At 64.1% G+C, this 24363-nt stretch carries 23 protein-coding genes; 8 read left to right on the top strand and 15 right to left on the bottom strand.

What is annotated here, in order from left to right; translation table 11 throughout:
- Nucleotides 1-142: 142 nt before the first annotated feature.
- From E8E91_RS24550 to E8E91_RS24510, 9 genes are all read right to left on the bottom strand, one after another.
- Nucleotides 143-811 (bottom strand): TIGR04211 family SH3 domain-containing protein, encoded by a 669-nt coding sequence (locus E8E91_RS24550; protein ID WP_280371532.1) that lies wholly within the window; start codon nucleotides 809-811, stop codon nucleotides 143-145.
- A gap of 268 nt (nucleotides 812-1079) precedes the next feature.
- Nucleotides 1080-1733, bottom strand: a complete 654-nt coding sequence (gene nfsB / locus E8E91_RS24545) for an oxygen-insensitive NAD(P)H nitroreductase (RefSeq protein ID WP_280379566.1) — start codon at nucleotides 1731-1733, stop codon at nucleotides 1080-1082.
- A gap of 179 nt (nucleotides 1734-1912) precedes the next feature.
- Complete coding sequence (locus E8E91_RS24540; RefSeq protein ID WP_280379565.1) at nucleotides 1913-2665, bottom strand: hypothetical protein; 753 nt, start codon at nucleotides 2663-2665, stop codon at nucleotides 1913-1915.
- A gap of 159 nt (nucleotides 2666-2824) precedes the next feature.
- Complete coding sequence (locus tag E8E91_RS24535) at nucleotides 2825-4339, bottom strand: DUF5666 domain-containing protein (RefSeq protein WP_280379563.1); 1515 nt, start codon at nucleotides 4337-4339, stop codon at nucleotides 2825-2827.
- Nucleotides 4336-5190, bottom strand: a complete 855-nt coding sequence (locus E8E91_RS24530; protein WP_280379561.1) for a DUF6502 family protein — start codon at nucleotides 5188-5190, stop codon at nucleotides 4336-4338. Before E8E91_RS24530 ends, E8E91_RS24535 begins: the two co-directional genes overlap by 4 nt.
- Before the next feature lie 208 nt (nucleotides 5191-5398).
- The gene (locus E8E91_RS24525) at nucleotides 5399-6160 is read right to left on the bottom strand and encodes a hypothetical protein (RefSeq protein WP_280379560.1); all 762 of its coding nucleotides are present in this window, start codon (nucleotides 6158-6160) and stop codon (nucleotides 5399-5401) included.
- Between the two features lie 336 nt (nucleotides 6161-6496).
- Complete coding sequence (gene katG / locus E8E91_RS24520; protein ID WP_280379558.1) at nucleotides 6497-8692, bottom strand: catalase/peroxidase HPI; 2196 nt, start codon at nucleotides 8690-8692, stop codon at nucleotides 6497-6499.
- 345 nt (nucleotides 8693-9037) lie between these two features.
- Nucleotides 9038-10363, bottom strand: coding sequence for an acetamidase/formamidase family protein (locus E8E91_RS24515; protein WP_280379556.1), 1326 nt, complete (start codon nucleotides 10361-10363; stop codon nucleotides 9038-9040).
- A gap of 295 nt (nucleotides 10364-10658) precedes the next feature.
- Nucleotides 10659-11579, bottom strand: coding sequence for a LysR family transcriptional regulator (locus tag E8E91_RS24510; RefSeq protein WP_280379554.1), 921 nt, complete (start codon nucleotides 11577-11579; stop codon nucleotides 10659-10661).
- A gap of 194 nt (nucleotides 11580-11773) precedes the next feature.
- Here E8E91_RS24510 and E8E91_RS24505 point away from each other — a divergent pair, with 194 nt between their 5' ends.
- From E8E91_RS24505 to E8E91_RS24495, 3 genes are all read left to right on the top strand, one after another.
- Nucleotides 11774-11980 carry a 4-oxalocrotonate tautomerase family protein gene (locus E8E91_RS24505; protein ID WP_044874485.1) on the top strand — a complete coding sequence of 69 codons (207 nt, stop codon included), beginning with the start codon at nucleotides 11774-11776 and terminating at the stop codon, nucleotides 11978-11980.
- A 125-nt stretch (nucleotides 11981-12105) separates the two neighbouring features.
- On the top strand, nucleotides 12106-12753 hold the full coding sequence (locus E8E91_RS24500) for a DsbA family oxidoreductase (protein ID WP_280379552.1): 648 nt from the start codon (nucleotides 12106-12108) through the stop codon (nucleotides 12751-12753).
- Between the two features lie 42 nt (nucleotides 12754-12795).
- Nucleotides 12796-13824 carry a D-cysteine desulfhydrase family protein gene (locus E8E91_RS24495; protein ID WP_280379551.1) on the top strand — a complete coding sequence of 343 codons (1029 nt, stop codon included), beginning with the start codon at nucleotides 12796-12798 and terminating at the stop codon, nucleotides 13822-13824.
- Nucleotides 13825-13945: 121 nt separating this feature from the next.
- On the opposite strand, the gene E8E91_RS24490 is transcribed toward E8E91_RS24495, so the two are convergent.
- The 3 genes from E8E91_RS24490 to E8E91_RS24480 form a co-directional block, all read right to left on the bottom strand.
- Nucleotides 13946-14677: a hypothetical protein gene (locus tag E8E91_RS24490; protein ID WP_280379549.1), complete on the bottom strand. Its 732-nt coding sequence runs from the start codon at nucleotides 14675-14677 to the stop codon at nucleotides 13946-13948.
- Between the two features lie 92 nt (nucleotides 14678-14769).
- Entirely contained in the window at nucleotides 14770-14970 is a 201-nt protein-coding gene (locus E8E91_RS24485; RefSeq protein WP_280379547.1) for a hypothetical protein, read from the bottom strand.
- Between the two features lie 205 nt (nucleotides 14971-15175).
- A complete protein-coding gene (locus E8E91_RS24480) occupies nucleotides 15176-16126 on the bottom strand; it encodes a GlxA family transcriptional regulator (protein ID WP_280379545.1) in 951 nt (316 codons plus the stop codon).
- 104 nt (nucleotides 16127-16230) lie between these two features.
- On the opposite strand from E8E91_RS24480, the gene E8E91_RS24475 reads away from it, so the two are divergent.
- Both E8E91_RS24475 and E8E91_RS24470 read left to right on the top strand, forming a co-directional pair.
- The gene (locus tag E8E91_RS24475; RefSeq protein ID WP_280379544.1) at nucleotides 16231-17025 is read left to right on the top strand and encodes an SDR family oxidoreductase; all 795 of its coding nucleotides are present in this window, start codon (nucleotides 16231-16233) and stop codon (nucleotides 17023-17025) included.
- 254 nt (nucleotides 17026-17279) lie between these two features.
- Nucleotides 17280-18011 (top strand): SDR family NAD(P)-dependent oxidoreductase, encoded by a 732-nt coding sequence (locus tag E8E91_RS24470; protein WP_280379542.1) that lies wholly within the window; start codon nucleotides 17280-17282, stop codon nucleotides 18009-18011.
- 136 nt (nucleotides 18012-18147) lie between these two features.
- Here E8E91_RS24470 and ampC read toward each other — a convergent pair whose 3' ends face one another.
- The 3 genes from ampC to E8E91_RS24455 all read right to left on the bottom strand — a co-directional run bounded on the left by ampC (nucleotide 18148) and on the right by E8E91_RS24455 (nucleotide 20992).
- Nucleotides 18148-19326 (bottom strand): class C beta-lactamase, encoded by a 1179-nt coding sequence (ampC, locus tag E8E91_RS24465; RefSeq protein ID WP_280379541.1) that lies wholly within the window; start codon nucleotides 19324-19326, stop codon nucleotides 18148-18150.
- A 90-nt stretch (nucleotides 19327-19416) separates the two neighbouring features.
- Complete coding sequence (locus E8E91_RS24460) at nucleotides 19417-20646, bottom strand: redoxin family protein (RefSeq protein WP_280379538.1); 1230 nt, start codon at nucleotides 20644-20646, stop codon at nucleotides 19417-19419.
- 82 nt (nucleotides 20647-20728) lie between these two features.
- On the bottom strand, nucleotides 20729-20992 hold the full coding sequence (locus tag E8E91_RS24455) for a DUF2790 domain-containing protein (RefSeq protein ID WP_280379537.1): 264 nt from the start codon (nucleotides 20990-20992) through the stop codon (nucleotides 20729-20731).
- Nucleotides 20993-21267: 275 nt separating this feature from the next.
- Here E8E91_RS24455 and E8E91_RS24450 point away from each other — a divergent pair, with 275 nt between their 5' ends.
- The 3 genes from E8E91_RS24450 (at nucleotide 21268) to E8E91_RS24440 (ending at nucleotide 23942) form a co-directional block, all read left to right on the top strand.
- Nucleotides 21268-22008, top strand: coding sequence for a response regulator (locus E8E91_RS24450; protein ID WP_280379535.1), 741 nt, complete (start codon nucleotides 21268-21270; stop codon nucleotides 22006-22008).
- Entirely contained in the window at nucleotides 22008-23315 is a 1308-nt protein-coding gene (locus E8E91_RS24445) for a HAMP domain-containing sensor histidine kinase (protein WP_280379534.1), read from the top strand. The genes E8E91_RS24450 and E8E91_RS24445 overlap by 1 nt, the downstream gene beginning before the upstream one ends.
- A 126-nt stretch (nucleotides 23316-23441) precedes the next feature.
- Nucleotides 23442-23942, top strand: coding sequence for a DoxX family protein (locus E8E91_RS24440; protein WP_280379532.1), 501 nt, complete (start codon nucleotides 23442-23444; stop codon nucleotides 23940-23942).
- Nucleotides 23943-24363 lie beyond the last annotated feature (421 nt).

Genomic DNA, 24363 nt, shown 5'->3' with positions numbered 1-24363 from the left:
CCGTGCGGAAATTCCAGGATGATTCGAATTCCTCGTAGGGTGCGCCGCGCGCACCAGGGATTTCAGCCGCGCCGGGGCCAAATCCGGAGCCGGTGCGCATGGCGCACCCTACGGCATGAAGATTCCAGTTCGACGAGGTGGCTCAGACCCACTGGTCGTTGCGCTTGCGCTTGACCCGCAGCAAGGTCGGCAGGATCAGGCCGGCCAGCAGCCCGGCGCCGGCGATGCTGCCGCCGTAGACCATGTAGCGCATCAGCACCTGCTTGTTCTCGTCCCCCAGCTGCGCCTGGGCATCCCGCAGTTCGGAGCGCACCTGGGTCAGTTCGGAATCCAGCGCCGATCGCGCCGCCTGGAGTTCATCGATCAGCTTCTTGCGCGAGTCCAGGGTCTCTTGCATGCCCTGCACGCGGTTCTTCCAGGTGCCGTCGATGCCGTCGAGCTGCGCCGTCAGTTCGGCTACTTTCTGTTCCAGTTGCGGCAGGCGCTCGGTCTGGCCGGGCACCGTCTGCAGGTCGCGGTTGGGAATCCACACGCTGTTGCCGCTCTCGCTGCGCACCTGGCTGTAGTCGCCCTGGGTGCTCAGCAGCTCCACCTTCTGCCCCGAGGTCAGGGTGCCAACGATGCGGTAGCCGTCGGTTGGGCCGCTGCGTACGTAGGTCGTCAGGCTGTCGCTTACCCAGCGCGCGTTGCTCGCGGGTTCCTCGGCCTGTGCCGATGCTCCGGCTATCGCCAGGCCACCCAGCAGGATGGCGCCGAGCAGGCGGCGTGGGAACGGGGAAACACGGGCGGGGAAAGAACAGTGTCGGGACATGGGCAATCTTCACATGGCGATGGAATGAAACCCGAAGTACGGGCGCGAAAAGCCGGCCGGGCAAATAATTCTGGATAGGAAAACCACGGGGTGAAATTCGGCGCAGCGCAGTCGCCCGCTAGCGACTGGCCATGCCGATTCCCCGCGGGGCCGACAGCGGACAGACAGCGCGATTGCGGAATGAGTTCATTTACGCCCGACGGGACAGGATAGGCGGTGCGATACGAAAACGCCCCGCAATGGCGGGGCGCTGTGGCGGCAGTGGGGGTCAGAGTGCAGTGATGACCTGCTCGGCCGGCAGGCGCGACTTGGGCAGTGCGGCGTTGAAGTCCTTCTCGCTGCGGTGGCCGAGGGAGACCATCACCACGCTAGTGAAGCCACGCTCGCGCAGGCCCAGTTCAGCGTCCAGGGCCAGGGCGTCGAACCCTTCCATGGGCGTGGCATCCACACCCAGCGCAGCGGCGCCGAGCAACAGGGTGCCCAGTGCCAGGTACGCCTGCTTCTCCATCCAGTGCTGCAGGTCCTTGCGCTCGAAACGGTGCAGGTCCACGTAACCCTGGCGGGTGCGGAACTGCGCGGCACGCGCTTCGGCATCACGGAAACGCCCGTCCTCCTGCTCCTGCTGGAGCACCTGCGCCAGGTGGGCTTCGGTCAGATCCGTGCGGGCGCAGATGAGGATGACGTGGGAGGCGTCCAGCACCTTCGGCTGGTTATAGCCGTAGTTTCCGTGGGTCCCCTTGGCCAGGCGGGCCTTGCCTGCCTCGGTATTGGCAACCACGAAGTGCCAGGGCTGGGAGTTCACCGAAGACGGTGCCTGGTGAAGCATCGCCAGCAATTCGTCGATGGTCGCCTGGGGAATGCGGCGGGCAGGATCGTAGGCCTTGGTGGTGTAACGCTGGCTGGCGAGGGAAGCGAGGTTCATGGCTGGGCTCCATTGTCTGTGAGGGCCAGCCGGGACGAACTCACCCAGCCAGCGTATGGGTGGGGAGTCTGCCGAGGAATCGCCGCAGCAAACAGCCGCGAGGCGAAGAAGGACTTTCAAAGCAAAGGCGAAAATGAACAAGTGGATCTGGTTATTTTCGCGCCAATGATAGGCATGAATCAGAAAGAGTGAGTGAGCAGCACACCACCGCCGGATTCCGGGCTGGCGTCGGAGAAACCCGCCAGTGCATACAGCTGGACCTTCCAGTCCGGCCCGAGCCTTTGCGTGAGGAACAGGCTGAACTCCTGGATCTCGTCACCGTCGGAAGTCACCTTCTGCCGCCAGTCATAGGCCGCTCCCACGGAGGTGTTCGGCGCCACCCGGGTAACCAGGCCGACCGAGGTGTAGATCGGATCGCGGAAGTCGGTGTCCGAAGGATCGCCGAACTTGCGCCAGCCGAGTGTGGCGAAGCCGCTGAACGATCCGAAGCCCTTGGTGAGATCTACCTGCGCGGCGAAGTCGGTCTTGCCGGTTCCCAGGCATTTATCTTCATCGGCCGTCGGCACCTTCACCTTGCCGATCAGGTCCACCAGCAGGCTTCCGCCGTCACTGCCATCCAGTAGCGCGTAGTCGGCGCTGGCCACAGTGTCACCTACGCCCTCCTCCACGCTGCCGCAATCGCCGGAAACGGGCACCCCATCCGGCCCCACGGCGGGATTGGTGATGCGCAGGTAGGGAACGGTGAGCTTGTAGATCATCGGCCCGGTTTCGTACTTGGCGATCACCGGGACATACCAGGTTTCGCTGGTTTTCGGAGTTCCGTAGGACCCCTGCGAGTAGTCAAGCCCAGTGGACATGCTGAAAACATCCGATTGGGCTGGCAGCGCCAGGAACAGCAACAGACCGGGGACAAGCGCGCGGGTGGGGCTCATGTCTACCTCGTTGCGGAGCGGACTTCGACCTTCACGCCGGCGCATTGCCCGAGACAGACAGGGCCACTCAAAGCGCGGCAGCTAATTGCACCCTGCCCCGCGACTAAGCGCCCGGGCAAGGTGCTTTCCCCAGCTTAGCTGGCCTCGCAGAAACCGCGCTCAATGAGGACCGGAATGATCCACCCGTTCGGCCCGCTCGACCGGTTCCGGCCGTTCCACCGACTCAGGCCGCTCGACCTTTTCCACCCGCTCAACCTTTTCGACCCGGTCCGGTTTGTCGACCTTGTCGGGACGGTCGATCCGCTCTATCCGTTCGATTCGTTCCACGCGAACGCCGTCCTGGAAGATCTCGATCCGTTCGCGGGTTTCCACGCGGTTGCCGGACTGGCGGGTTTCTATGCGTTCCCGACGTTGCAGGTCGCCCGTGGGTGATACCACCTGCCGCTCGACACGCTGCCGGGTCTCGCCATTCTCGACGCGCACGCGGGTCTCATTGCCGCTGCCAGAACCGGAGTTGTCACTGCCGTGACCGCTTGAATCACGCGAGTCATCCGAACTACCCGAACCACCCGAGTCATCCGATTTGCCTGAACTGTCCGAATCCTCGTCTTGATGGCCAGAACCCTGGTGGGACGCGCCGTCCTGACGTTCGCGGAGGAACTCGATGTGGTCAGCGCGGATGGTGCGCCCCTTGTCGAACACGCCGCGCACGCGGATGCGCTGACCCACCGCGAGGTCGGCATGCTTGCCACCGGCAAAGGCGGTGTCGTCCCCGACGTAGGCCGTGAACCCGCCAAATTCGATGCGGTTGCCTTGCTGCGAGTACACCAGGCCTTCAATCAGTGCCTTGCCGGCACGCCCGCCAAAGGGCAGCCCCGGATCGGCACGGGTCTCGGCCACATTCAGTTCCTTGCCATTCCAGGTACCGCGGACCAGCACCTCGGCGCTGCGCGGCAACGGTTTGCTCAACGCCAGTCCTTGCAACTCGCCGGGTCGCTGGATGGCGCCGATGGCGCTGACCTGGGTCAGCTTCGGTGCCCGGTCAATGCGGCTGGCAACCACTTCGCCCAGCGCATTGCGCAGGCCGCTCACCCGCACCGGCTCGCCAATGCGCAGGCCTTCGGCCACCCGTGCCCCTGGAGCGAGACGCACCGGCTGCCCCATCACCCGCAGGGCGGCGGTTCCCTTCGCGGACTGGGTCACCGGGCCTTCATAGGCATGGAGAATCGCGATGCTGCGCGCTTCCAGCCCCCGAGCCGAAGTGCCAGCTTCCACCGCGACCACCTGTCCGATGGCCAGGCGATTGGCACTGGCGGGCACGCCGTTTTCGCTGAGCGCAACCTTGTTGTCGAAGTGCACTTCAACGCCGTTGACGCAAATGGAGCCGAAGCCGGTGATCGTGCCGACGATGCCCGTGCCACCGATGCCTCCCTCTCCGGCAGGCGCTCCAGTGCCACCAATGCCGCCATGCTCGGCCGGAGCACCGGTACCGCCGATGCCGCCGTTCTCCATTGGCGCGCCGGTACCCCCCATCCCACCGGTCGCCACCGCCCCCGTGCCGCCCATGCCACCTGGCTCAAGGCAGGCGGGTGCTGCGTTCACGGGAGGAATGGCGACTAGCAATGGCCCACAAACCACGGCCAGGGTGCACAGAATGCGCGTGGCGACGTTCATGACGATCCAGGTGTCTTCGGCTTGGAAACCGCCGGGGGATTAGGTTCAGTGTAGAAATACAAGCCGATGGTGATGCGCTGGCGAGCCTCTGGAGGAGGAATGTCCTTGTTTTCCAGATCAGCGGCCAACTGGTTGAAGGCGATCAGCACCTGCATGCCTTCGGCCCTGACCGCTTCGCGAAGCTGGTCGACGCTGGCCGGGGAAAGGCTGTCGTAGTGGACGCTTCGCTCGAAGAACGGATCGGCCGTCTCGGTGAGGTTGTGTACGGCGGCACAGGCATGGTCGTGGAGGTTGTGGCGAAAGTAGGCCGCCATCTCGTCGAACCCGCGCTGCGGAATGAAAGCCATGGTTTCCAGGTGCACACGGTCCTGGTCGTCTATCCGCACAATGCCGAGGCGTTGCCACTCATCCAGCACCACGCGGGCGCGAATGTCCTTGCTGACCTTCGCCACCAGCCCGTCGAACGAGCCTTCTCCGCCAACGCTCGCCAGCCGTGGCAGCGGCAACGGCTTCCCAGGCTTGGCGCAGAACGGTGCGTTGTTCATCCAGACGCTGACCAGATGCGCGCCGAAGGACACGTTTTCCGGTAACTCGTTCTCCTCGCCGCCAGCCTTCGAACGGAGCCGTTTGACGTCCTTGCGATGGACGCCGGTGAGCAGGCTGATCCTGCTGTCGGTAGGGCTCTTGTCGTCGAGGCGGAATTCACTCTCGGCGACGTCGACGAAGATTTGTTTGAGCAGGTCGGCGAAGCAGTTGTAAGTCACCCCTTTCCGCAGCATCAACCTCACAATCGGGCGCATGACGTGCTGCAGCGCCGGCAATAGTGAGGGCGGGAAAGTGGGTATTTGCATTCAAGGCACTCCTGTTGAAATGAATACAAAAGCCAAGTGGGGAGAACGCCGCTGGGCAAGCTGTCCATAGCGCCACCCCACTCTATTAGACGGTGTCGGTCGACCAATGATCCTGCTTCGGCTCCCTCGGGCGACCATCACCATCGTCATCACAGATGCCACAAAACCCGGAGCTACGCCGGGCCTTGTGGACAAGCGGACGGACCTATCAGGCTCCGCCGCGATCATCGCCGACGTCGTGGTCAGGACCATCGTCCGCACCATGGCCTACGCCATGGACTTCACCGACGTCGTGGTCAGGTCCGTCGTCCGCACCCTGGCCAACGCCGTGGGCTTCACCGACGTCATGGTCAGCGCCGTCGTCCGCACCGTGGCCAACGCCATGGGCTTCACCAACGTCGTGGTCAGCGCCGTCGTCCGCGCCATGGCCAACGCCGTGGGCTTCACCGACGTCGTGGTCAGGCCCGTCGTCCGCGCCGTGGCCGACGCCATGGGCTTCACCGACGTCGTGATCGGCACCGTCGTCCGCGCCGTTGCGACCGCTGTTGGCGCTACCCGGCCCACTGTTGCCGCCGTTGTCGCCACGATCACCGCCGTGGCCCGATCCACTATGGCCGCCACCATCACCAGAATGACCGCCGCCATCGCCACCGTGACCACCACCGCTGCCGCCACCTCCGTGACCGCCGCCACCGCCGCTACCACTGCCGCCACCACCGTGGCCGCCACCACCACCGCCACCACTTCCGCCGCCGCTGCCGCCACCACCGTGGCCACCGCCGCCCCCACTGCCACTGCCGCCACCGCCATGGCCGCCGCCGCCACCACCGCTACCACCTCCACCGCCGCCGCTGCCACCATCCTTGGCATATACGTGGGAGAAGCTGCCGATGGAATCGGGCAGAAGGACTGTCGACGCTGAGAGAACGCCACCAATTGCAAGAGCCAACAAGCATTTCTTGAGTAGCATGATGAACCTCCACACGGTAATGCGTAGTCATCTCCCTATCGAACGCACGGGTTTGAAATTGCGTGACCGCCCGGTTGAAGCGGCCGAACAACCGGCTTGCCATTTGCCGACAGCAATGGGATCAACCGTCAACATCAAGCGGTCCGTGTAAGCCAGTTCGGAACCTGCCGTGGGAAAATTTCCCACATCCTCAGGTTAGACCTATGAGGATGGGTGTCAACGACCGGCTATCCGGTAAACCACGCACAAAGAACAACGCCGCCGGCAGGAAACTCCTGCCGGCGGCGTTGGATTGAGGCTGGGAATGGCAGGCCCGTCAGGGCCTGCCGTGTGCAGTCACTTGAGGTCGTAGCGGTCCAGGTTCATCACCTTGGTCCAGGCGGCGACAAAGTCGCGTACGAAGGCCTGCGGCGAGTCGCTGCTGGCGTAGATCTCCGCAATCGCCCGGAGCTGGGAGTTGGAGCCGAAGACCAGGTCAGCCACGGTGGCGGTCCACTTGACGCTTCCGCTCGCGCGGTCACGGCCTTCCAGCACATGCTCGTTGGAGGCGGAGCGCTGCCACTTCGTGCTCATGTCCAGCAGGTTCACGAAGAAGTCGTTGGTCAGCGTTTCCGGGCGCTTGGTGAAGACGCCGTGCTGCGACTTGCCGAAGTTGGCACCCAGGACACGCAGGCCACCCACCAGGACAGTCATCTCGGGGGCGCTCAGCTTGAGCAGTTGCGCCTTGTCCACGAGCATTTCCGCAGTCGAACCCTCATAGCCTTTCTTCACGTAGTTGCGGAAACCATCGGCGAGCGGTTCCAGCACCGCGAAGGACTCGACGTCGGTCTGAGCCTGCGACGCATCGGTACGACCCGGCGCGAAGGGAACGGTCACGCTGACGCCAGCATTTTTCGCAGCGGTTTCGATGCCGACGCCACCGGCCAGCACGATCAGGTCGGCGAGGGAGACTTTCTTGCCGGAGGCATTGAAGTCCTTCTGCACGCCTTCCAGTGCGGCGATGACCTTGGCCACCTCAGCTGGCTGGTTGACTTCCCAGTCCTTCTGCGGGGCGAGGCGCAGACGGGCACCGTTGGCGCCACCGCGCTTGTCACTGCCACGGAAGGAAGCGGCGGCAGCCCAGGCGGTGCCGACCAACTGCGAAACGGACAGGCCGGTCGCGGCGATCTTGGCCTTCAGGGCAGCCACGTCCTGGTCGTTTACCAGCGGGTGGTCGACAGCCGGGACCGGGTCCTGCCAGATCAGCTCTTCTTTCGGCACCAGCGGGCCGAGGTAGCGGCTGCGCGGGCCCATGTCGCGGTGGGTCAGCTTGAACCAGGCGCGGGCGAAGGCGTCTTCCAGCTCCTTCGGGTTGTCCTTGAAGCGCCGGGAAATCTTCTCGTAGGCCGGGTCCATGCGCATCGCCATGTCGGCGGTGGTCATCATCGGTGCGTGGCGCTTGCTCGGGTCGTGTGCGTCCGGCACAACGCCGTCACCCGTCGTTCCCTTGGGCTTCCACTGATGGGCGCCTGCCGGGCTCTTGGTCAGCTCCCACTCATAGCCGTACAGGGTTTCCAGATAGCTGTTGTCCCATTGGGTGGGAGTCGGCGTCCAGGCACCTTCCAGGCCGCTGGTGATGGCGTCGCCGGCCTTGCCGCTGCCGAAGGCGTTCTTCCAGCCCAGGCCCATTTCGGTGATATCCGCCGCCTCGGGTTCCGGCCCAACGTTGGCCGCATCGCCTGCACCATGGCATTTGCCGAAGGTGTGGCCGCCCACGGTGAGGGCCACGGTTTCTTCATCGTTCATCGCCATGCGGGCGAAGGTTTCGCGCACGTCGCGGCCAGACGCCACGGGGTCGGGATTACCGTCCGGACCTTGCGGGTTCACATAGATCAGGCCCATCTGCACCGCGGCCAACGGATTTTCCAATTGCCGGTCGCCGGAGTAGCGGCTGTTGGGCTTGTCGCTCGTGGCCAGCCATTCATGCTCGGCGCCCCAGTACACGTCGTCTTCCGGCTCGTAGATGTCCACACGACCACCGCCGAAGCCGAAGGTCTTGAAGCCCATGGACTCCAGCGCAACGTTACCGGTGAGGACCAGCAGGTCGCCCCAGGACAGCTTGTTGCCGTACTTCTGCTTGATCGGCCACAACAGGCGGCGTGCCTTGTCGAGGTTGCCGTTGTCCGGCCAGCTGTTGAGGGGGGCGAAACGCTGGTTGCCGGTACCGGCACCACCACGCCCGTCAGCAACGCGGTAGGTACCCGCGGCGTGCCAGGCCATGCGGATGAACAGAGGGCCGTAATGGCCGTAGTCCGCCGGCCACCATTCCTGAGAGTCGGTCATCAGGGCAGTGAGGTCCTTGATCACCGCATTGAGGTCGAGGGTCTTGAAAGCTTCGGCGTAGTTGAATTCCCCACCCAGCGGGTTGGATTCAGCCGAGTGCTGATGAAGGATCTTGAGATTAAGTTGGTTGGGCCACCACTCCGCATTCGATGGCACTACACCGGCGATCACATTCTTCCCTGAGAAAGGGCATTTTGCTTCGCTTGACATGCTTATCTCCTCTTTTTGTCTTCAGCCAACCACTCTATTCAGCTTGGAATCGAGGTAGCGTCCCAGCCAATAGGTTTTGGAAATGGCATTCATAGTAGACAAGGATTGTGAATCCCACGTTTGCAGCGACCGCCTGCAAGCCTTGATCTACACGGCTCGCCCGTCGAGATCTCGCGGTAGATCAATGGCTTCTGAGGTTTATCGCGCAAAGTGCTGAGGAGATTCAGCGGGTTGATGGAACGAAGTTTCGTCCATAGGCGAATTTAATCGTGAGGCATGTGCAAAGGATGGAGAGCGCTGGACGATCTCCACCCTTCGCACGATGGCAATTGCTTTTCCCGCCGGTCAATCGAGCTGATATTTCTCCCGCACCAGATGCCCGATCCCCATGCGGTCGAGAATGTCCATTGGGCACAGCAAGGTGACGCGCACGGTCCCCGGCAGGCGGCTGATTTCGATGGAGCCGGTGATGGTGGCCCGGTTCAGCACCTCATCGTAGGGCAGTCCGGTGACATCGGCGGCACGCTGCAGGCCATTTTTGGTGGCGGCGTTGAGGTCCTCGCCACTGCCGATGAAGGTGATGGGGCCATTGCGCTCGACTTCGTGTTGCCCCCAGCGTGCGCCCAGCTCGCCGACCTTGCGGCATTGTTCGGCGCTCATGGGGCGTGCCATGGGCGGAAGGTCATCGAGGTTCTGCAACAGGATCGGACCATCCAGCGTCAGGTGCTTGATCACCTCCACCGTCAGCTCCGTTTCCCCCGAGACATCCGTCGCGTGGCCGGCGATCTCGCCATTGCCCTGCTGGGCATGCATATCGCCCATGTACACGCCGGCGCCGGGCACCTTCACCGGGCAGATCAGGATGCAGCCCTCGCGCACCGAGTTGGTGTCCATGTGTCCGTCGGTCTTGGCCGCATGCAGTGCTTCGCGGGTCAGGCCATAGCGATGGGGCGCGTCTACCAGGTGCTGGCCGAAATCGGCGCAGTTGTGCGAGTCGGGCATGTCGATGGCTGGCGTGGTGCCGATGTTGCCGAGGAACGGCCGCATGTGGGCGGCCACGCCGGGCATATCGGCGCGCGCCAGGGAAAGGATCGAATGCTGCGCGGCCAGCTCCGGCAAGGCGGACATTTCCGGAGCGTTGCCGGCCAGGCCGTTGGCCACGTCCTGGTTCACCGTCAGGCTGACCTGGTTTTCCTGGTCGAACACGATCACGTAGCCGTGGCTGAAGCGGAAGGCGCTGACTTCCGCACCGCAGTGGTCGCAGCGGATGGCGTCTTCACCAATGCCTTCGACATGGCTGGCCGGGTGCTCGGTACCGCAGGACGAACAGAATTTGGCAACGAAGGGATCACCGTTGTAGCGCCCCTCGACGAACTTCATCACCCCGGAGGACGTCGCCAGCGAGGTGACGCGCATTCGCTGGATTTTCAGCGCCACGGCGTCACCCACTTCAGCGCCTTCGATCGCCACCGGTTGTGTCACCTCGTGGCCACCCTGGAAAGCCGGCGTGATCATTGGCCCCCAGCACCCCGGCGGCGTGCCCGTGATCAGGGTGCCGCCATCGGCCAGTGGTCCCAGCATGGGCAGGCTGGGACCGATGATGCCGTTGGTGTAGGTCTGGACCCGGAGCTGGTCCACGGCGTAATTCGTATCAGGCAGGTTTCTCGACATGTTGTCTCCCTGGGCCCGCATTGCCTGCGGAAAAAAGCCCGGAGAGCGAGATGGATCCACTCCCGGGTAATGATTGGCAAGAGCCGTGGTCCGGTGCCCTGCTGGTAGCACCGGTCGGCGGAGGCAGTTCAACCCAGGCTTGTATCCGGGATGTAGTGCTCGGGGGCTGGATTCACAAGCACATGTAACGAGGATGGCCCCAGACACAGGCGGATACAGAAACCAGCCGCCGACAGTGAACGTCAGGCCGGGAACCTCAGGAGAGAGATCGCGTGACCACTCACGGGTACGCCCCTTAGACGTTCCACTCCCGTTTGCACTCCATCAGGAAGTCGACGAAGGCACGCAGGCGCAGCGGGACGTGGCGGCCGTGGGGATACAGCAGCGTGTAAGGGCGGGAGCGGCCGCCGAACTCCTGGAGTACTTCCACCAGCGAGCCCTCCTCCAGCTCCCGCTCGACAATGAAGCGATAGGTCTGGAACAGCCCGGCGCCGTGCTTGGCCAGGGTCACCCCGCCGAGAACGTCATCCGAGCAGCAGTAATTGCCATTGGCGAAGATTTCCCGTTCCTTGCCATTCTCGGTGAACAGCCAGGAAATGCGCCGCCCACTGCTGGGAAGCTCGAACTGGATGCAGTCGTGCCGGTCGAGATCGTCCAGGGACGTGGGCGTGCCCACCTTGGCCAGGTATTGCGGCGTGGCGATCACCACCAGCCGCGCGTCTTCGAGATGCCGGGCAATCAGCGTCGAGTCGGGCTGGGCGCGCACGCGGATCGCCAGGTCATAGCCCTCCCCCACGAAGTCGATATTGCGGTTGCTCAGGTGAATGTCGACCCTCACGCCCGGGTGGCGCTCGCGAAATCGCGCGAGCAGCGGCAGGATGCGGTAGTGGCCATAGGTGGTGGGAATGCTGATGCGCAACTCGCCCGTGGGTTCGAGCTGCTTGCCCATCACTTCGCGCTCTGCTTCCACCAGCTGGGTCAGTGCCTGCCGGCATTGTTCGAAGTAGGAGCGACCGCTTTCCGTGAGCCGGATGCTACGGGTCGTCCGCACGAACAGCCGCGTGCCGAGTCGTTCCTCCAAGCGCGAAATCGAGCGGCTCACCGCCGCCGGCGTTACCCCTGCCGACAGCGCCGCCGCAGTGAAACTTCCCTCCTCCGCGGCAAGACAGAAGAGCTCGATGCTGCCTAACTGAATGTCGTCAAAGTGGCGCTTCACGATTCATTACACCGGGTATCAACTGAAGTATCGGAGCCTACATTTATCGTCCGAATTCGCACAAATATAGTTCGTCCCGTGCAGTCGATTCCGGCACCTTCCGGCCACTGCCAAGGCTTTCCCTGCCCACCGGCAAGTGACAGCCGAGCGCTGACCTGGTGCCACCACCCAAAACTCCTTCCAGGAGACTCAAGATGCCGTTCGTAAGCGTTCGTATCACCCGCGACGGGGTTACCCGGGAACAGAAGGCCCAGGTCATCGCCGAAATCACTGAAACCCTGCAACGTGTGCTGGGCAAACGCCCGGACCTCACCCACATCGTCATAGAAGAAGTGGACACCGATAACTGGGGCTATGCCGGCATGACGACCACGGAGTACCGCAAGAACCAGCCTGGATGACGCCCATCCCAGTCCCTCCCGCCTGGCACCCGGCCGGGCGGGAATCCCCTGTCCTCGAATTGGCGGCAAGGGTGAACGCAACGTCCGCAGCCACCTGACACCTGAAGGAAAACGGAGAACATCCCGTGAGTGAACCCATCCGAATCGACTTCATCTCGGACCCCGTCTGCCCCTGGTGCGCCATTGCACTGCAAGAACTGGCGCAAGCCCTGGAACGATTGCCGGCGGAACTGGAGATCGAGCTGGTCTTCCAGCCGTTCGAACTGAATCCCGAGATGCCGGCAGCCGGTCAGGATGCGGTCGAACACATCATGCAGAAGTACGGGCGTAGTGCCGCGGATGTCGCCCGCAGCCAGGAAAACATCACCTCCCGTGGGCTGGAGATCGGCTTCCACTTCGACCTCAGGAAGCGCACGCACTTCTACAACACCTTCGATGCCCACCGCCTGATGCGCTGGGCCGAAACCAGGGGGCGGCAGCGGCCGCTTGCCCACCTGCTGTTCCGCGCCTACTTCAGCGATGGCCAGAACATCAGCGACCGCGAGACACTTGCCAGCCTGGCCGGCGATGTGGGCCTTGCCCGCGACGAGGCGCTGGAAGTTCTCTCCTCCGGGCAGTTCAGCCAGGAAGTCCAGGAGCGCGAGCACTACTACACCAGCCGTGGCGTGCACGCTGTTCCGGCCGTCGTCCTCAACGGCAAGCACCTGATCAGCGGCGCACAAGCGGCGGACTACTACGAGAAGGCGCTTCGGCAGGTCGCCGCGGAGCGCTGAAAAACACCAACACGACCTTTCCCATGTCCGGAGGGAACCTCAATGACACATGACCTGAACCGTCTCGAGGCGGCCCTCGCCAGCCATCCCCGGGTGGTGCTGGTGGAAACCCCCACGCCGATCCAGAAGCTGTCTCGCCTGAGCCAGCTGGTCGAATTCAACGGCTGCAACTTCTACGTAAAGCGTGACGACCTCACGAGCCTGGGTGGCGGCGGGAACAAACTGCGAAAGCTGGAGTTCCTGCTCGGCGAAGCGCTCGCAGCCGGCGCCGATACCCTGGTGACCTGGGGCGGCCTGCAGTCCAATCACGCCCGCCTGACCGCTGCGGTGGCCGCGCGCCACGGCCTGGCCTGCGAGTTGATCCTCACCCAGTCCGGCGTGCGCACGGACGATGACTATCAGCTCAACGGCAATGTCCTGCTGGACGCCCTGTTCGGTGCGACCATCCATCGCCTGCCCCTCGGAGCGGCCCCGGACGCCTATGCCGCCGAACAGGTGGACCGTCTCACACGCCTGGGCAGGAAGCCCTTCGTCATGCCGCTCGGCGGTTCCAGCCCGACCGGCGCGCTGGGCTACGCCGCTTGCGCGGCCGAGATCCTGCAACAGGCGGACGCAGTCGGCGTGCAGTTCCAACAGATCATCGTGCCCAACGGGAGCAGCGGAACCCAGGCAGGCCTGCTGGCCGGGGTTGCACTGGCCGGTTCCCCAACTGGAATCACGGGTTACTCCGTACTGGGAACCGCCGAGCAGACGCTCGCAACGACCGTGGAAAAGACCCGGCAGACACTCCAATTACTCGCTCCATCCACGTCCCTGGACGAAAGCGCGGTCAAGGTGGATGGCACACAGCGTGGCGAAGCCTATGGCGCCCCCACCCAGGCGATGCTGGAAGCAACCCGTCTGCTCGCCTCCCACGAGGGGCTGCTGATCGACCCCGTTTACGGCGGCAAGGCATTCGCGGGATTGCTGGCTGCCGCTCGCAATGGTGGGTTTCCGCCCGGCAGCAACCTGCTGTTCGTGATGACGGGTGGGCTGCCGGGCATCTTCGCCTACCGCAGCGCCTACAGCTGAGCCGCCGGCCCTGCATCCTGGAGGCCAAAGTACCGGCAAGTGGTATGGCCTGAATGGAAAAGGGAGGCAACGCCTCCCCTTTTCCTGCTCTCAACGCCCAATCGGCCGCCATCCCGGCAGCTCATTCATAGCGGAGCTGGCTGATGTCGATGGACACCAGCAATTGCGCCTCGATGGCCCGGCCTTGCTCGTCACGTCGATAGGCCCGCCGTTTGCCGGGCGTGCGCAGGCCCTCCGCTTCGATGTAGTCGGAAACGTACTGGGCGGCCGGCAAGCCTGCGCTGACGTCAAGCTGATAGTCGTGCCGACGCAGCAGGAAATCCTCACCGAAGTAGAAGTCCTGTACCGCGCAGTGGGTCGCCACGCTCTCCGGGAAATGCACCCGCAGCCGGCGCCAGGTTTCGGCTCCCTCTTCCCACGGCGCCAACTCTTCGACCCTGACGCCTGGCCAGGTGAACAGGAATGGCATGGTCAGGTAGGACCAGAGCGCGTAGCCGTTGAAGTAGGCCCGCTGAAGCGGGTTCCAGGGTGTGGTTTCGCCGTGGCCGTGGAATGACGCTCTGGGGTCTGCGCGCTCGGCCACCAACTGTCCGCCGGTGGTCTCGATGGCGATGTGCCCAGGTGTGTAAGCGGTGCGCTTGTCTGGCGCGCCAAAGGGGGTGACCGACGCCCGCTGCTCATGCAGCCAGACGGTCATCTCCCTTGGGTCGCTGTCCTGGGTCAGGCCCTTCAGCCCCCACAGGGAGCCTCCGGTCACGATACTGGCGCGCACCCTATTGAAGCGGTTCCAGCGGTCCAGTCCGCCGTGGGCGTTCAGCACCTGTTTCAGCAATTCGCAGTTCCCATCACGCATGGTGGAAGTCCTCGGCAGCAGGTTGTGGTGGTCAGTTATAGCCCGCGCCCACCGACGGCGGAGCCGTGGACGACCAGCGCGGAAGTTCGTTTTCAGCGATCGAATGGATCGCCGCTGGAACCGGCCTCGACCGACTGCGGCGACACTTTCTTGCTGCCCAGCGGCGTCGTCTGGAAGCAGACACCACTGGCGTTGCGGTGATTCTCGGTGGCGGCGTTGCTGTGCACGGCAACACCGGCCAGGGAAAAGGCGATGGAGGTCAGCAGGCTCTTCAGGGTCTTCAGGGTCTTCATCGAACTGGATTCCGCTCAGGTTGTGGGCATCGGGCCCAACCAGCTCCAGGCCATCGAGGCTGTCGCTGGTGGCCAGCTCAGTCTCCATGGGGCCGGTTCCCTGCGTGTGTCGCCCGGCGCTTGTTTTGCGTGCTCATGTATCCGGCGACGCCTGGATACAGAGGGATACAACCCGAGCGGGGAGCACCGAGCAGCGCCCTGCCCTTCAAACCGTCACGCCGCGCGCATCCCGTCTCACGGCCTGGGGCGGCACACCAAAACCCCGTATGAAGGCCTCGCGCATGTGGCGCCGGTCGCGGAACCCGGTTTCCCTGGCGACCACATCCAGGGAATGACGGCTCTGTTCGATCATCAGCCGCGCCGCCTCCAGCCGCAGCCCCTCGATGGCCTTGGCGGGCGACTGTCCGGTTTCGGCGGTGAATACCCGGGTGAACTGACGTGGGCTCAGGTGCACGACTTCCGCCAGTTCCTCAACGCCAAGCGGGCGATTCAGGTGATTGCGTGCATAGTTCAGCGCGTTCTGGATGCGGTCCGACTTGGGCGCCAGGTCAAGCATCTCCGAATGCTGGGACTGCCCGCCGGAGCGGCGCTGGTGCATCACCAGCTTGTGCGCCACCGAACGCGCCGCCTCCGCGCCCAGGTCCTTTTCCACCATGCCGAGGGCTAGGTCGAGCCCAGCGGTCATGCCGGCTGAGGTCCAGATCGGCTCGTCGACGATGTAGATGCGGTCATCCTCGACATCGATGTCCGGAAAGCGTTTGCGCATTTCGAGAGCGAAGGCCCAGTGGGTCGTCGCACGGCGCCCGTCCAGCAAGCCTGCCTCGGCCAGCACGAAGCCACCGGTGCAGACACCGGCCGTACGTCGCGCCTGGCTACCAGCCTGGCGCACGAAGTCGAGGACGGCCTGGGGAGGTGGCTCCGCCAACGGGTCGTTGACCCCGACGACCATCCAGGTGTCCGCCAGGCGAGGCGCATCGAGTGCATGGGTTTCGATCGCGAGCCCCAGCGAAGAGCGCACCAGACCGCCGTCCGGCGAGTAATTCTGGATGCTGTAGAAGGGTTCCCGGGCCACGAGGTTGGCGAACTCGAATACGGTCTGGGTGGCCAATGAAAGGACCTGGAAACCATCCGTCAGCAGATAGCCGATTCGGTGCATATGTACCTCCCGGGATGTCCTGAAACATGACTATAAATGTCATTTAAGACATCGTAAATCCGCAGCACTCTGTTCTCCAGTCCCACCCACCCTGGAGCAACAACATGACTCACTCACATCCCGGCACCGCCCTCATCTCCGGCGCTTCGTCCGGTATCGGTGCGATCTACGCCGACCGCCTGGCCCGCCGTGGCCATGACCTGATCCTGGTGGCTCGCAACCGCGAGCGCCTGAATGCGCTGGCCCGGCGCTTGAGCGATGAGACCGGGCGCAACGTGGAAGTCGTGGTCGCCGACCTGGCCAACAAGGAGGACCTCGCACGGGTCGAGAACATCCTTCGCACCGATGCCAGCATCACGACGCTGGTGAACAATGCCGGCATCGGCGCGACCCGCCCTCTTCTCGAGTCGAACATCGACAAGCTGGACGACCTGCTCACCCTCAATGTGAACGTGCTGACGCGCCTGACCTACGCGGCTGCACCCGGTTTCGTCGCCCGTGGCGGCGGCACCATCATCAATATCGCCTCGATCGTCGCCATCGCGCCGGAGGTCCTCAACGGTGTGTACGGGGGCTCCAAGGCCTACGTGCTCGCATTCAGCCAGTCCCTGCACAAGGAACTGCAGGAGAAGAACGTCCGGGTGCAGGTCGTGCTCCCCGGCGCTACCGCGACCGACTTCTGGGAGATCGCCGGCACGCCGGTGGAGTACCTTCCCAGTGCCATCGTCATGAAGGCGGAAGACATGGTGGACGCGGCGCTTGCCGGGTTCGACCAGGGCGAGTTCGTCACCATTCCCGCCCTTCCGGACATCGCCGACCTGGATGCCTATGAAGCTGCGCGGCAGAAACTGATGCCGAACCTGTCGTTGAGCGCTCCGGCCGCACGCTACAGCCGCTGAAACACCTGCTCGCTTTGACCCAAGCCGCAGAACAATGCGGGGGCCACTTCTGTGGTGCCCCGCAGTCGGCGTTTTCATGGGCTGAATGCCTGCTGCCAGGCGATCTCGATTGATTACACAAGGTATCAACTGAAGTAAGGGAAACCCGATTTATCGGCGATTCGCTCACAAATATAGTCCGCCTCACCAGCAGCTAATCCTCTCGATCAGTTGCTACGGCAAGCCCCCCTGAGCCTATTTGTGAGGAAACCACCATGAGCAAGAAAACCGTCGTTATCACCGGCGCTTCCAGCGGTATCGGCCTGGGCCTGGCCAAGGCCTTCCTCGACGCCGGCTACAACGTCGTCGGCACCGCCCGCTCCGCCGAACGCCTGCAAGAAGCCGCCGCCAGCCTGGGTAACCCGGCCAGCTTCGTCGGCGTCGCCGGTGACGTGGCCGACCCGGCCGCCGCCCGCAAGGTCTTCGCCACCGCGATCGAAGCCTTCGGCAGCGTCGAAGTGCTGGTCAACAACGCCGGTTTCTTCCTGCCCAAGCCCTTCATCGAGTACACCCCGGAAGACCTGGAAGCCCTGCTGGACACCAATCTCAAGGGCGTGGTCTACACCTCCCAGGTGGCGGCCGCGCACATGCAGCAGCAAGGCGGTGGCCACATCGTCAACATCTCCGCTTCGGTGGCCCTGCAACCCAACATCAGCGTTCCGGCTGCCCTGCCGGTGCTGATCAAGGGCGGCGTCAACCAGATGACCCGCGCCCTGGCCCTGGAACTGTCGCCGCACAACATCCAGGTGAACGCAGTCGCCCCCGGCATCATCGACACCCCGATGCACGACCCGGCCTCCCGCGACTTCCTCAACAACCTGGCGCCGGCCGGCCGTGTCGGCACGGTTGAGGAGATCGCCGAAGCCGTCCTGTACCTGGCCGGCGCGAACTTCACCACCGGCGTCGTCCTGGCCGTGGACGGCGGCATGAGCACCGGCAAGTGGTGATGTCCTGAAGGCTGATTCGTAGGGTGCGCCGCGCGCACCAGGGGCTGAGCCACGCGCGGCGTCGCCCCTGCAGTTGGTGCGCGCAGCACACCCTGCGGTCACGATTGGCTTTCCCGAGGGAGCGATCGCCCCTCGACTAGCGAGTCTTCTGCCCCGCCTCCAATTCACCAAGAATCCGATAGGCCAGCTTCACCCGCTCCTCATTCGGGTAATTCTTGTTGGCCAGCAGCACGATGCCGAGTTGTTTCTCCGGCACGAAAGCTACGTAGGCGCCGAAGCCATCGGTGGCTCCAGTCTTGTTGACCCAGACCGCCTTCTGCGGCGGCAGCGGCGGTTCGATGGCGGTGACCGCGTGGCTCTCCAGCACCATCTGGCTGCCATTGCCTTTCACCAGCGTCTCCAGCGCCACCGGGTAGCTGTATTGCTCCCAGATCAGGTCCTGGGTCATGGCGCCGACCTTGTAGTAGCCCGTCCGGGTCGCGTCGATAGAGCGTTGCAGCCCGGCCTCCAGCGGAACCTGGCCGAGATGGGCCTCGACGAAATGCAGCAGGTCCTTGCTGCTGGTCTTCACCCCGTAGGCTTCGTTGGCCAGCATCGCCGGATTCACCCGTACCGGGGCATCGTGCTTGTTGTAGCCCTGGGCGTAACGCGGCATCGCATCAGCCGGAACCTCAATGAAGGTATTGCCCATGCCGAGCTTAGGCAGCAGCACGCTTTCCATGGCGGCTACGTAAGGCTTATCCAGGCTGCTGGCCGCGACCACACCCAGCAGGCCGATGCTGGGATTGGCGTAGGTCCGGTAGGTGCCCGGCGCGTATTGCGGCTGCCAGGCGCGGTAGTAGTCCATCAGTTGGTGTCGGGTGCGGACGCCATCCGGCAGTTGCAGTGAAAAGCCGCCGGCGGTGTGGGTGGCCAGGTTGATCAGCGTCACCTGGTCGAGCTTGCTGCCCTTGAGCTCCGGCAGGTAACGGCTGGGGCTCGCAGTGAGCTGGAGCTTGTCGAGCGTTTCGGCGTAGGTGGCCAGCGCGACGGTCAGGGTCTTGCTGACCGAGCCGACTTCGAAAAGCGTATCGCTGGTAACGGCTTGCTGCGTCGCCTTGGACGCCACGCCGTAGTTGTAGAAGCGCTGCTCGCCCTGGGCAGTGACCCCAATGGCCAGGCCGGGAATGCCGTATTGCTGCATGACCTGGCGGGCCGCCTGCTGGACGCTGGCATCGAGATCCGTCGGCAGCTCGCGGGCCATGGCCTGGCTGGCGAGGCTGACCGCCAGCGCAAGCAGGAGTGAAGCTGCGCAGTACTTTCCTGTCGGGCGCATCGGAAGGGTCCTTCGGTCATGAATGGGTGGGAGAACCTACCACCTCGGGCAGGTGCTTCCAAAACCCTTCCATGACCGGGTGTTGCGCAATCAGGTCGCGCTGGCGCCCTTAACGGCAGCATCTCGCTCCTGCAGCAGCTTCTGGATGATCGCCTCCTGCTCTTCATAGTCGCCCTCACCGATGTGCAGGGTGCGCACACGCCCATTGGCATCGATGAAGTAGTGCGCCGGCCAGTACTGGTTGGTGAAGGCATTCCAGATGCGGTACTGGTTGTCGATGGCCACCGGGTGCTTCACGCCCAGGCGGACGGTCGCCTCGCGCACGCTGTCGATGATCCGCTCGAAGGGGTATTCGGGCGTGTGCACACCGATCACCACCAGGCCCTTGTCGGCGTAACGCTCCGCCCATTGATTCACGTACGGCAGGCTGTTCCGGCAGTTGATGCAGTCGAAGGTCCAGAAATCCACCAGCACCACCTTGCCGCGCAGCTGCTCGTTGCTGAGCGGCGGGCTATTGAGCCACTGGGTGGCGCCATCGAGCGACGGCATCGCGCCCATGTCCGGCAGTTGCCCGACATCCGCGGCACGGGCACTGCTCACCAGTTTCTCCAGCAGCACCGGAACGCCGTCGATCACCTTGCGCTCCAGCGAGGAAGCCAGGCGCGAGTCACCCACGCCAGCCAGACGATCCGTGGTGCCACTGGCGATGCCGACCACCGCCAACAGGGCCAGGGCACCGGCGCCGCGACGCAGCCACTCCACGGTTCCCAACGACAGCTTCGCGCGCTGGAAGGCGCCACGGCCGAGGAAAATCAGCGCCCCCATCGCCACGGCGCTGCCGAGGCCATAGCTGAGAAGCAACAGGCTGGTGGATGCGCTGGGGCCGTTGAGCATGGCGCCGGACAGGATCAGCCCCAGGATGGGGCCGGCACAGGGCGCCCATAGCAGGCCGGCGGCAAACCCCATCAGCCAGGCTGAAAGCGTCGGCGGCAGGCGCCGGGCATCGCCGTGCAAACGGTCACCCAGCCACAGCCAGGGGCGCGACACAAAGGTGCCGAAACGGTTGGACAACAGGGCCAGCGCGGACACGGCCAGCAGCACCAGGGCGAGGTAGCGACCCCACTGGCTGGCATGGATCACCCACTCGCTGGAGACCACCGCCAGGCTCGCCAGCACCGCAAAGCCCGACGCCAGGCCGACCAGGGTCAGCAAGGGCGACCAGGCCGGGCCGCCGGCGCGGGAAAACAGCAGGGGCAGGACAGGAAGAACGCAGGGACTGAACAGCGTCAGCACCCCGCCGAGAAAGGCGACAAGATACATGGACACCTCGATGAAAATTGGGCCCGCAGGCTCCGGGCTGGCGATTCGCGCCGTCAGTGGCGCTGGAAACGGGGGTCGTGGTTCAGTTTTCGTTGCCGCACGCGTCGGCCAGCTTGCGATACGACAGACTGTGCTGCTGTCCGCTTGAGTCCAGGTAATCCATGCGCGCATCCACCACCTGGCACAAGACGGACGGTTCTTCGTGAATGGACACCACTTTGTTGATATCCAGGTGCATGCCGTAGCGGTACGGCTCTGGCGTGACGTTTCCCGAGGCCTGGGCCGCGAGGCTTGCGAAACTGAAGGTGGCTGCCAGCAGGCAGGCGCTCAGGGACAGAATTTTCATGGAGGTCTCCTCACCAATGGGAAATGGGGCGGATGCACCACTGCATCCGTTGGGGCCAATTCCAGCGGTGGGAGGTATCGCTGATGTGTCCACGGCGGCCTGCGATTGCCCTGCCAGGTATCTGCAAGCATTCCGGATACAGAGAGATACTTTCGACCAAAGTGCAATCGCAGGTATCAGCAAAGCGCTGGATACACTGCAATACAAAGGGCAGCGGGCAAGCGCCGCGCGGCCCGATACACTAGGTCGCGAATCGAGCAGAACGAGGTTTGTCCATGGACCATGTCGATCACATCCTGATCGTTGACGACGACCGGGAAATCCGAGAACTCGTCGGCAACTACCTGAAGAAGAACGGCCTGCGCGTGAGCCTGGCGGCAGATGGCCGGCAGATGCGCGCGTTCCTCGAAGGCAACGCGGTCGACCTGATCGTCCTCGACATCATGATGCCCGGCGACGATGGCCTGCGCCTTTGCCGGGAGCTGCGCGTGGGCAAGCACAAGGCGACGCCGGTGCTGATGCTGACCGCCCGCAATGACGAGACCGATCGCATCATCGGCCTGGAAATGGGCGCCGACGATTACCTCACCAAACCCTTCTCCGCCCGTGAGCTGCTGGCGCGCATCAATGCGGTGCTGCGGCGCACACGGATGCTGCCCCCGAACCTGCAGATCAGCGAAAGCAGCCGGCTGATCGGCTTCGGCAAATGGCGTCTGGACACCACCGCGCGCCACCTGCTGGACGCCGAAGGCACCCTGGTGGCCCTGAGCGGCGCCGAGTACCGCCTGCTGCGGGTCTTCCTCGACCATCCACAGCGGGTGCTCAGCCGCGACCAGTTGCTCAACCTCACCCAAGGCCGCGAGGCGGATGTGTTCGACCGCTCCATCGACCTGCTGGTGAGCCGCCTTCGTCAGCGCCTGCAGGACGACCCTCGCGAGTCTGCCTATATCAAGACGGTGCGCAGCGAGGGTTATGTCTTTTCGCTGCCCGTGCAGCTGATCGAGCCGTCGACGTGATGTCCCTGCCCCGCTGGCCGAGCACCCTGGCCGCACGCCTGGCGCTGATCTTCCTGACCGGGCTGGTGCTGGCTTATGGGCTGTCCTTCGCTTCGCAGTTCTACGAGCGCTACCAGACCGGCCGCAACGTAATGCTCGGCAATCTGGAGAACGACGTCAGCACTGCCGTGGCGCTGATCGACCGCCTGCCGGCGGAGGAACGTGCCACCTGGCTGTCGCTGCTGGAACGGCGCAACTACCGCTACCGGCTCGATGAAGGCCAGCCGGGTGTCCCCATGGATATGGCCAATCCCCATATGGCCGCCGCGTCCATAGAACGGGCCATTGGCGAGCGCTTTCCGGTGCGCTTCGAGAACATCCCCGGTCCTGCGCCCCACTTCCAGGGGCACCTGAGGCTGAGCGACGGCAGGCCGCTGACCGTCGACGTCACCCCCGGCCCGATTCCCGTGGCGCAATGGCTGCCGGTGGTGTTGCTCCTGCAACTGGCGGTGCTGCTGGCCTGCACCTGGCTGGCAGTACGCATGGCCATCGGGCCGCTGACCCGCCTGGCCCAGGCCGTTGACCACCTCGACCCGGACGCTTCCGGCCCGGTGCTGGATGAGCGCGGTCCCCAGGAAGTCGCCTACGCCGCTCGCGCCGTCAACTCATTGCAAGGGCGCATCGGCGCCTACCTGAAAGAACGCATGCAACTGCTGGCTGCCATCTCCCACGACCTGCAGACCCCCATCACCCGCATGAAATTGCGTGTAGAGCAGATGGACGCTTCGGTCGAACGCGAGCGCCTGTGGAGCGACCTGAATGAAATGCAGCACCTGGTGCGCGAAGGGGTCGCTTATGCCCGCAGCATGGATGGCACCAGCGAAGCCCTGTGCCGGGTCGACCTCGACGCCTTCCTCGACAGCCTGGTCTGTGACTACCAGGACAGCGGCCAGGCTGTGAACCTCGCTGGTTCCAGCGGCATGCTGCTGGAAACCCGCCCTCATGCATTGCGCCGGGTACTCAGCAACCTGATCGACAACGCCCTGAAATTCGGCGGCAGCGCCCAGTTGGAAGTTCAGCGCGATGTACAGGGCAAGGTCCTGGTGCAGGTACTGGATGAAGGTCCGGGCATTGCCGAGGAGGAACTGCAGGAAGTGTTCAAACCCTTCTACCGGGTCGAGAGCTCGCGCAACCGCAGCACGGGCGGTACCGGCCTCGGGCTGGCCATCGCCCAGCAACTGAGCCAGGCCCTGGGCGGCCGCCTGACCCTTTCCAACCGTGACAGCGGAGGCCTTTGCGCCCAGCTGGAACTGGGCGCCAACGCCTGAGACAACCTACACAGCGATACACAACGGGATACGGCGGGACACATCCGGGACAAGCCCCCACCCCAACATGGACGCAAGAGCAGCAACGGCATCCCGCCGCTGCACCCGGACCCAAGGAGCCCGCCCATGTCCAGCCTTGCCCTCTCCCCGTTCAAGTTTGCCTTCAACCAGCTTGACCGCATCGGCGCCTGGAGCGCCGATCTGCCGCTGCGCCTATTCCTCGCCTGGGAGTTCTTCGAATCCGGCCTGGAGAAATGGAACGGCCAGAACTGGTTCGTCGATATTCAGTCCGCCTTTCCCTTCCCGTTCAATGTGATTCCGGCTGATCTCAGCTGGCAGATGTCGATGTGGGCCGAGCTGATCGCTCCCCTGCTCCTGCTGCTGGGCCTGGGTACCCGCTTCGCCACCTTCGTGCTCATGGTGCTGACCGTTGTGGCCATCGCCGCCGTGCACTGGCCGGAACACTGGTCGAGCCTCTCGGAACTCGCCCAGGGTTACGCCATCACCAACAAGGGCTACGGCAACTACAAGCTGCCGCTGATCTACCTGATCGCCGCCATGCCCCTGCTGCTCAACGGCGCTGGACGCTTCAGCCTCGACCACCTGCTGTTCCGCCGCAAAGCCTGAGCCGTTCGGAAAAGTGAAAGCCCGCGCATCTGAAGAGGTGCGCGGGCTTTTTGTGGGTATCGCAGGTCACCGTGCCAGCTTGTGACCACCCTCTCCCCTGCCCCTCTCCCTGAAGTGGAGAGGGGTGACTCCCGGCTCACCTTCAGCACAGTCCTGCCCTGTGGGAGCGAATTCATTCGCGAGAATGACAAGGCAGCGTGCCAACGGGTGACCACCCTCTCCCCCTGCCCCTCTCCCAGAGGGAGAGGGGTGACTCCCGGTCCACCTCCAGCACAGTCCTGTAGGGGCGATTTCAATCGCCAAGCAGGACACAGTCCTGCCCTGTGGGAGCGAATTCATTCGCGAAAATGGCAAGGCACCGTGCCAGCGGGTGACCACCCTCTCCCCCAGCCCCTCTCCCAGAGGGAGAGGGGTGACTCCC

This window comes from Pseudomonas sp. BN515 (genome assembly GCF_029873155.1).
Classification (GTDB): Bacteria; Pseudomonadota; Gammaproteobacteria; order Pseudomonadales; family Pseudomonadaceae; genus Metapseudomonas.
The sequence above is the reverse complement of the archived record's forward strand: the minus strand, read 5'-3'. Positions and strand labels throughout refer to the sequence as shown.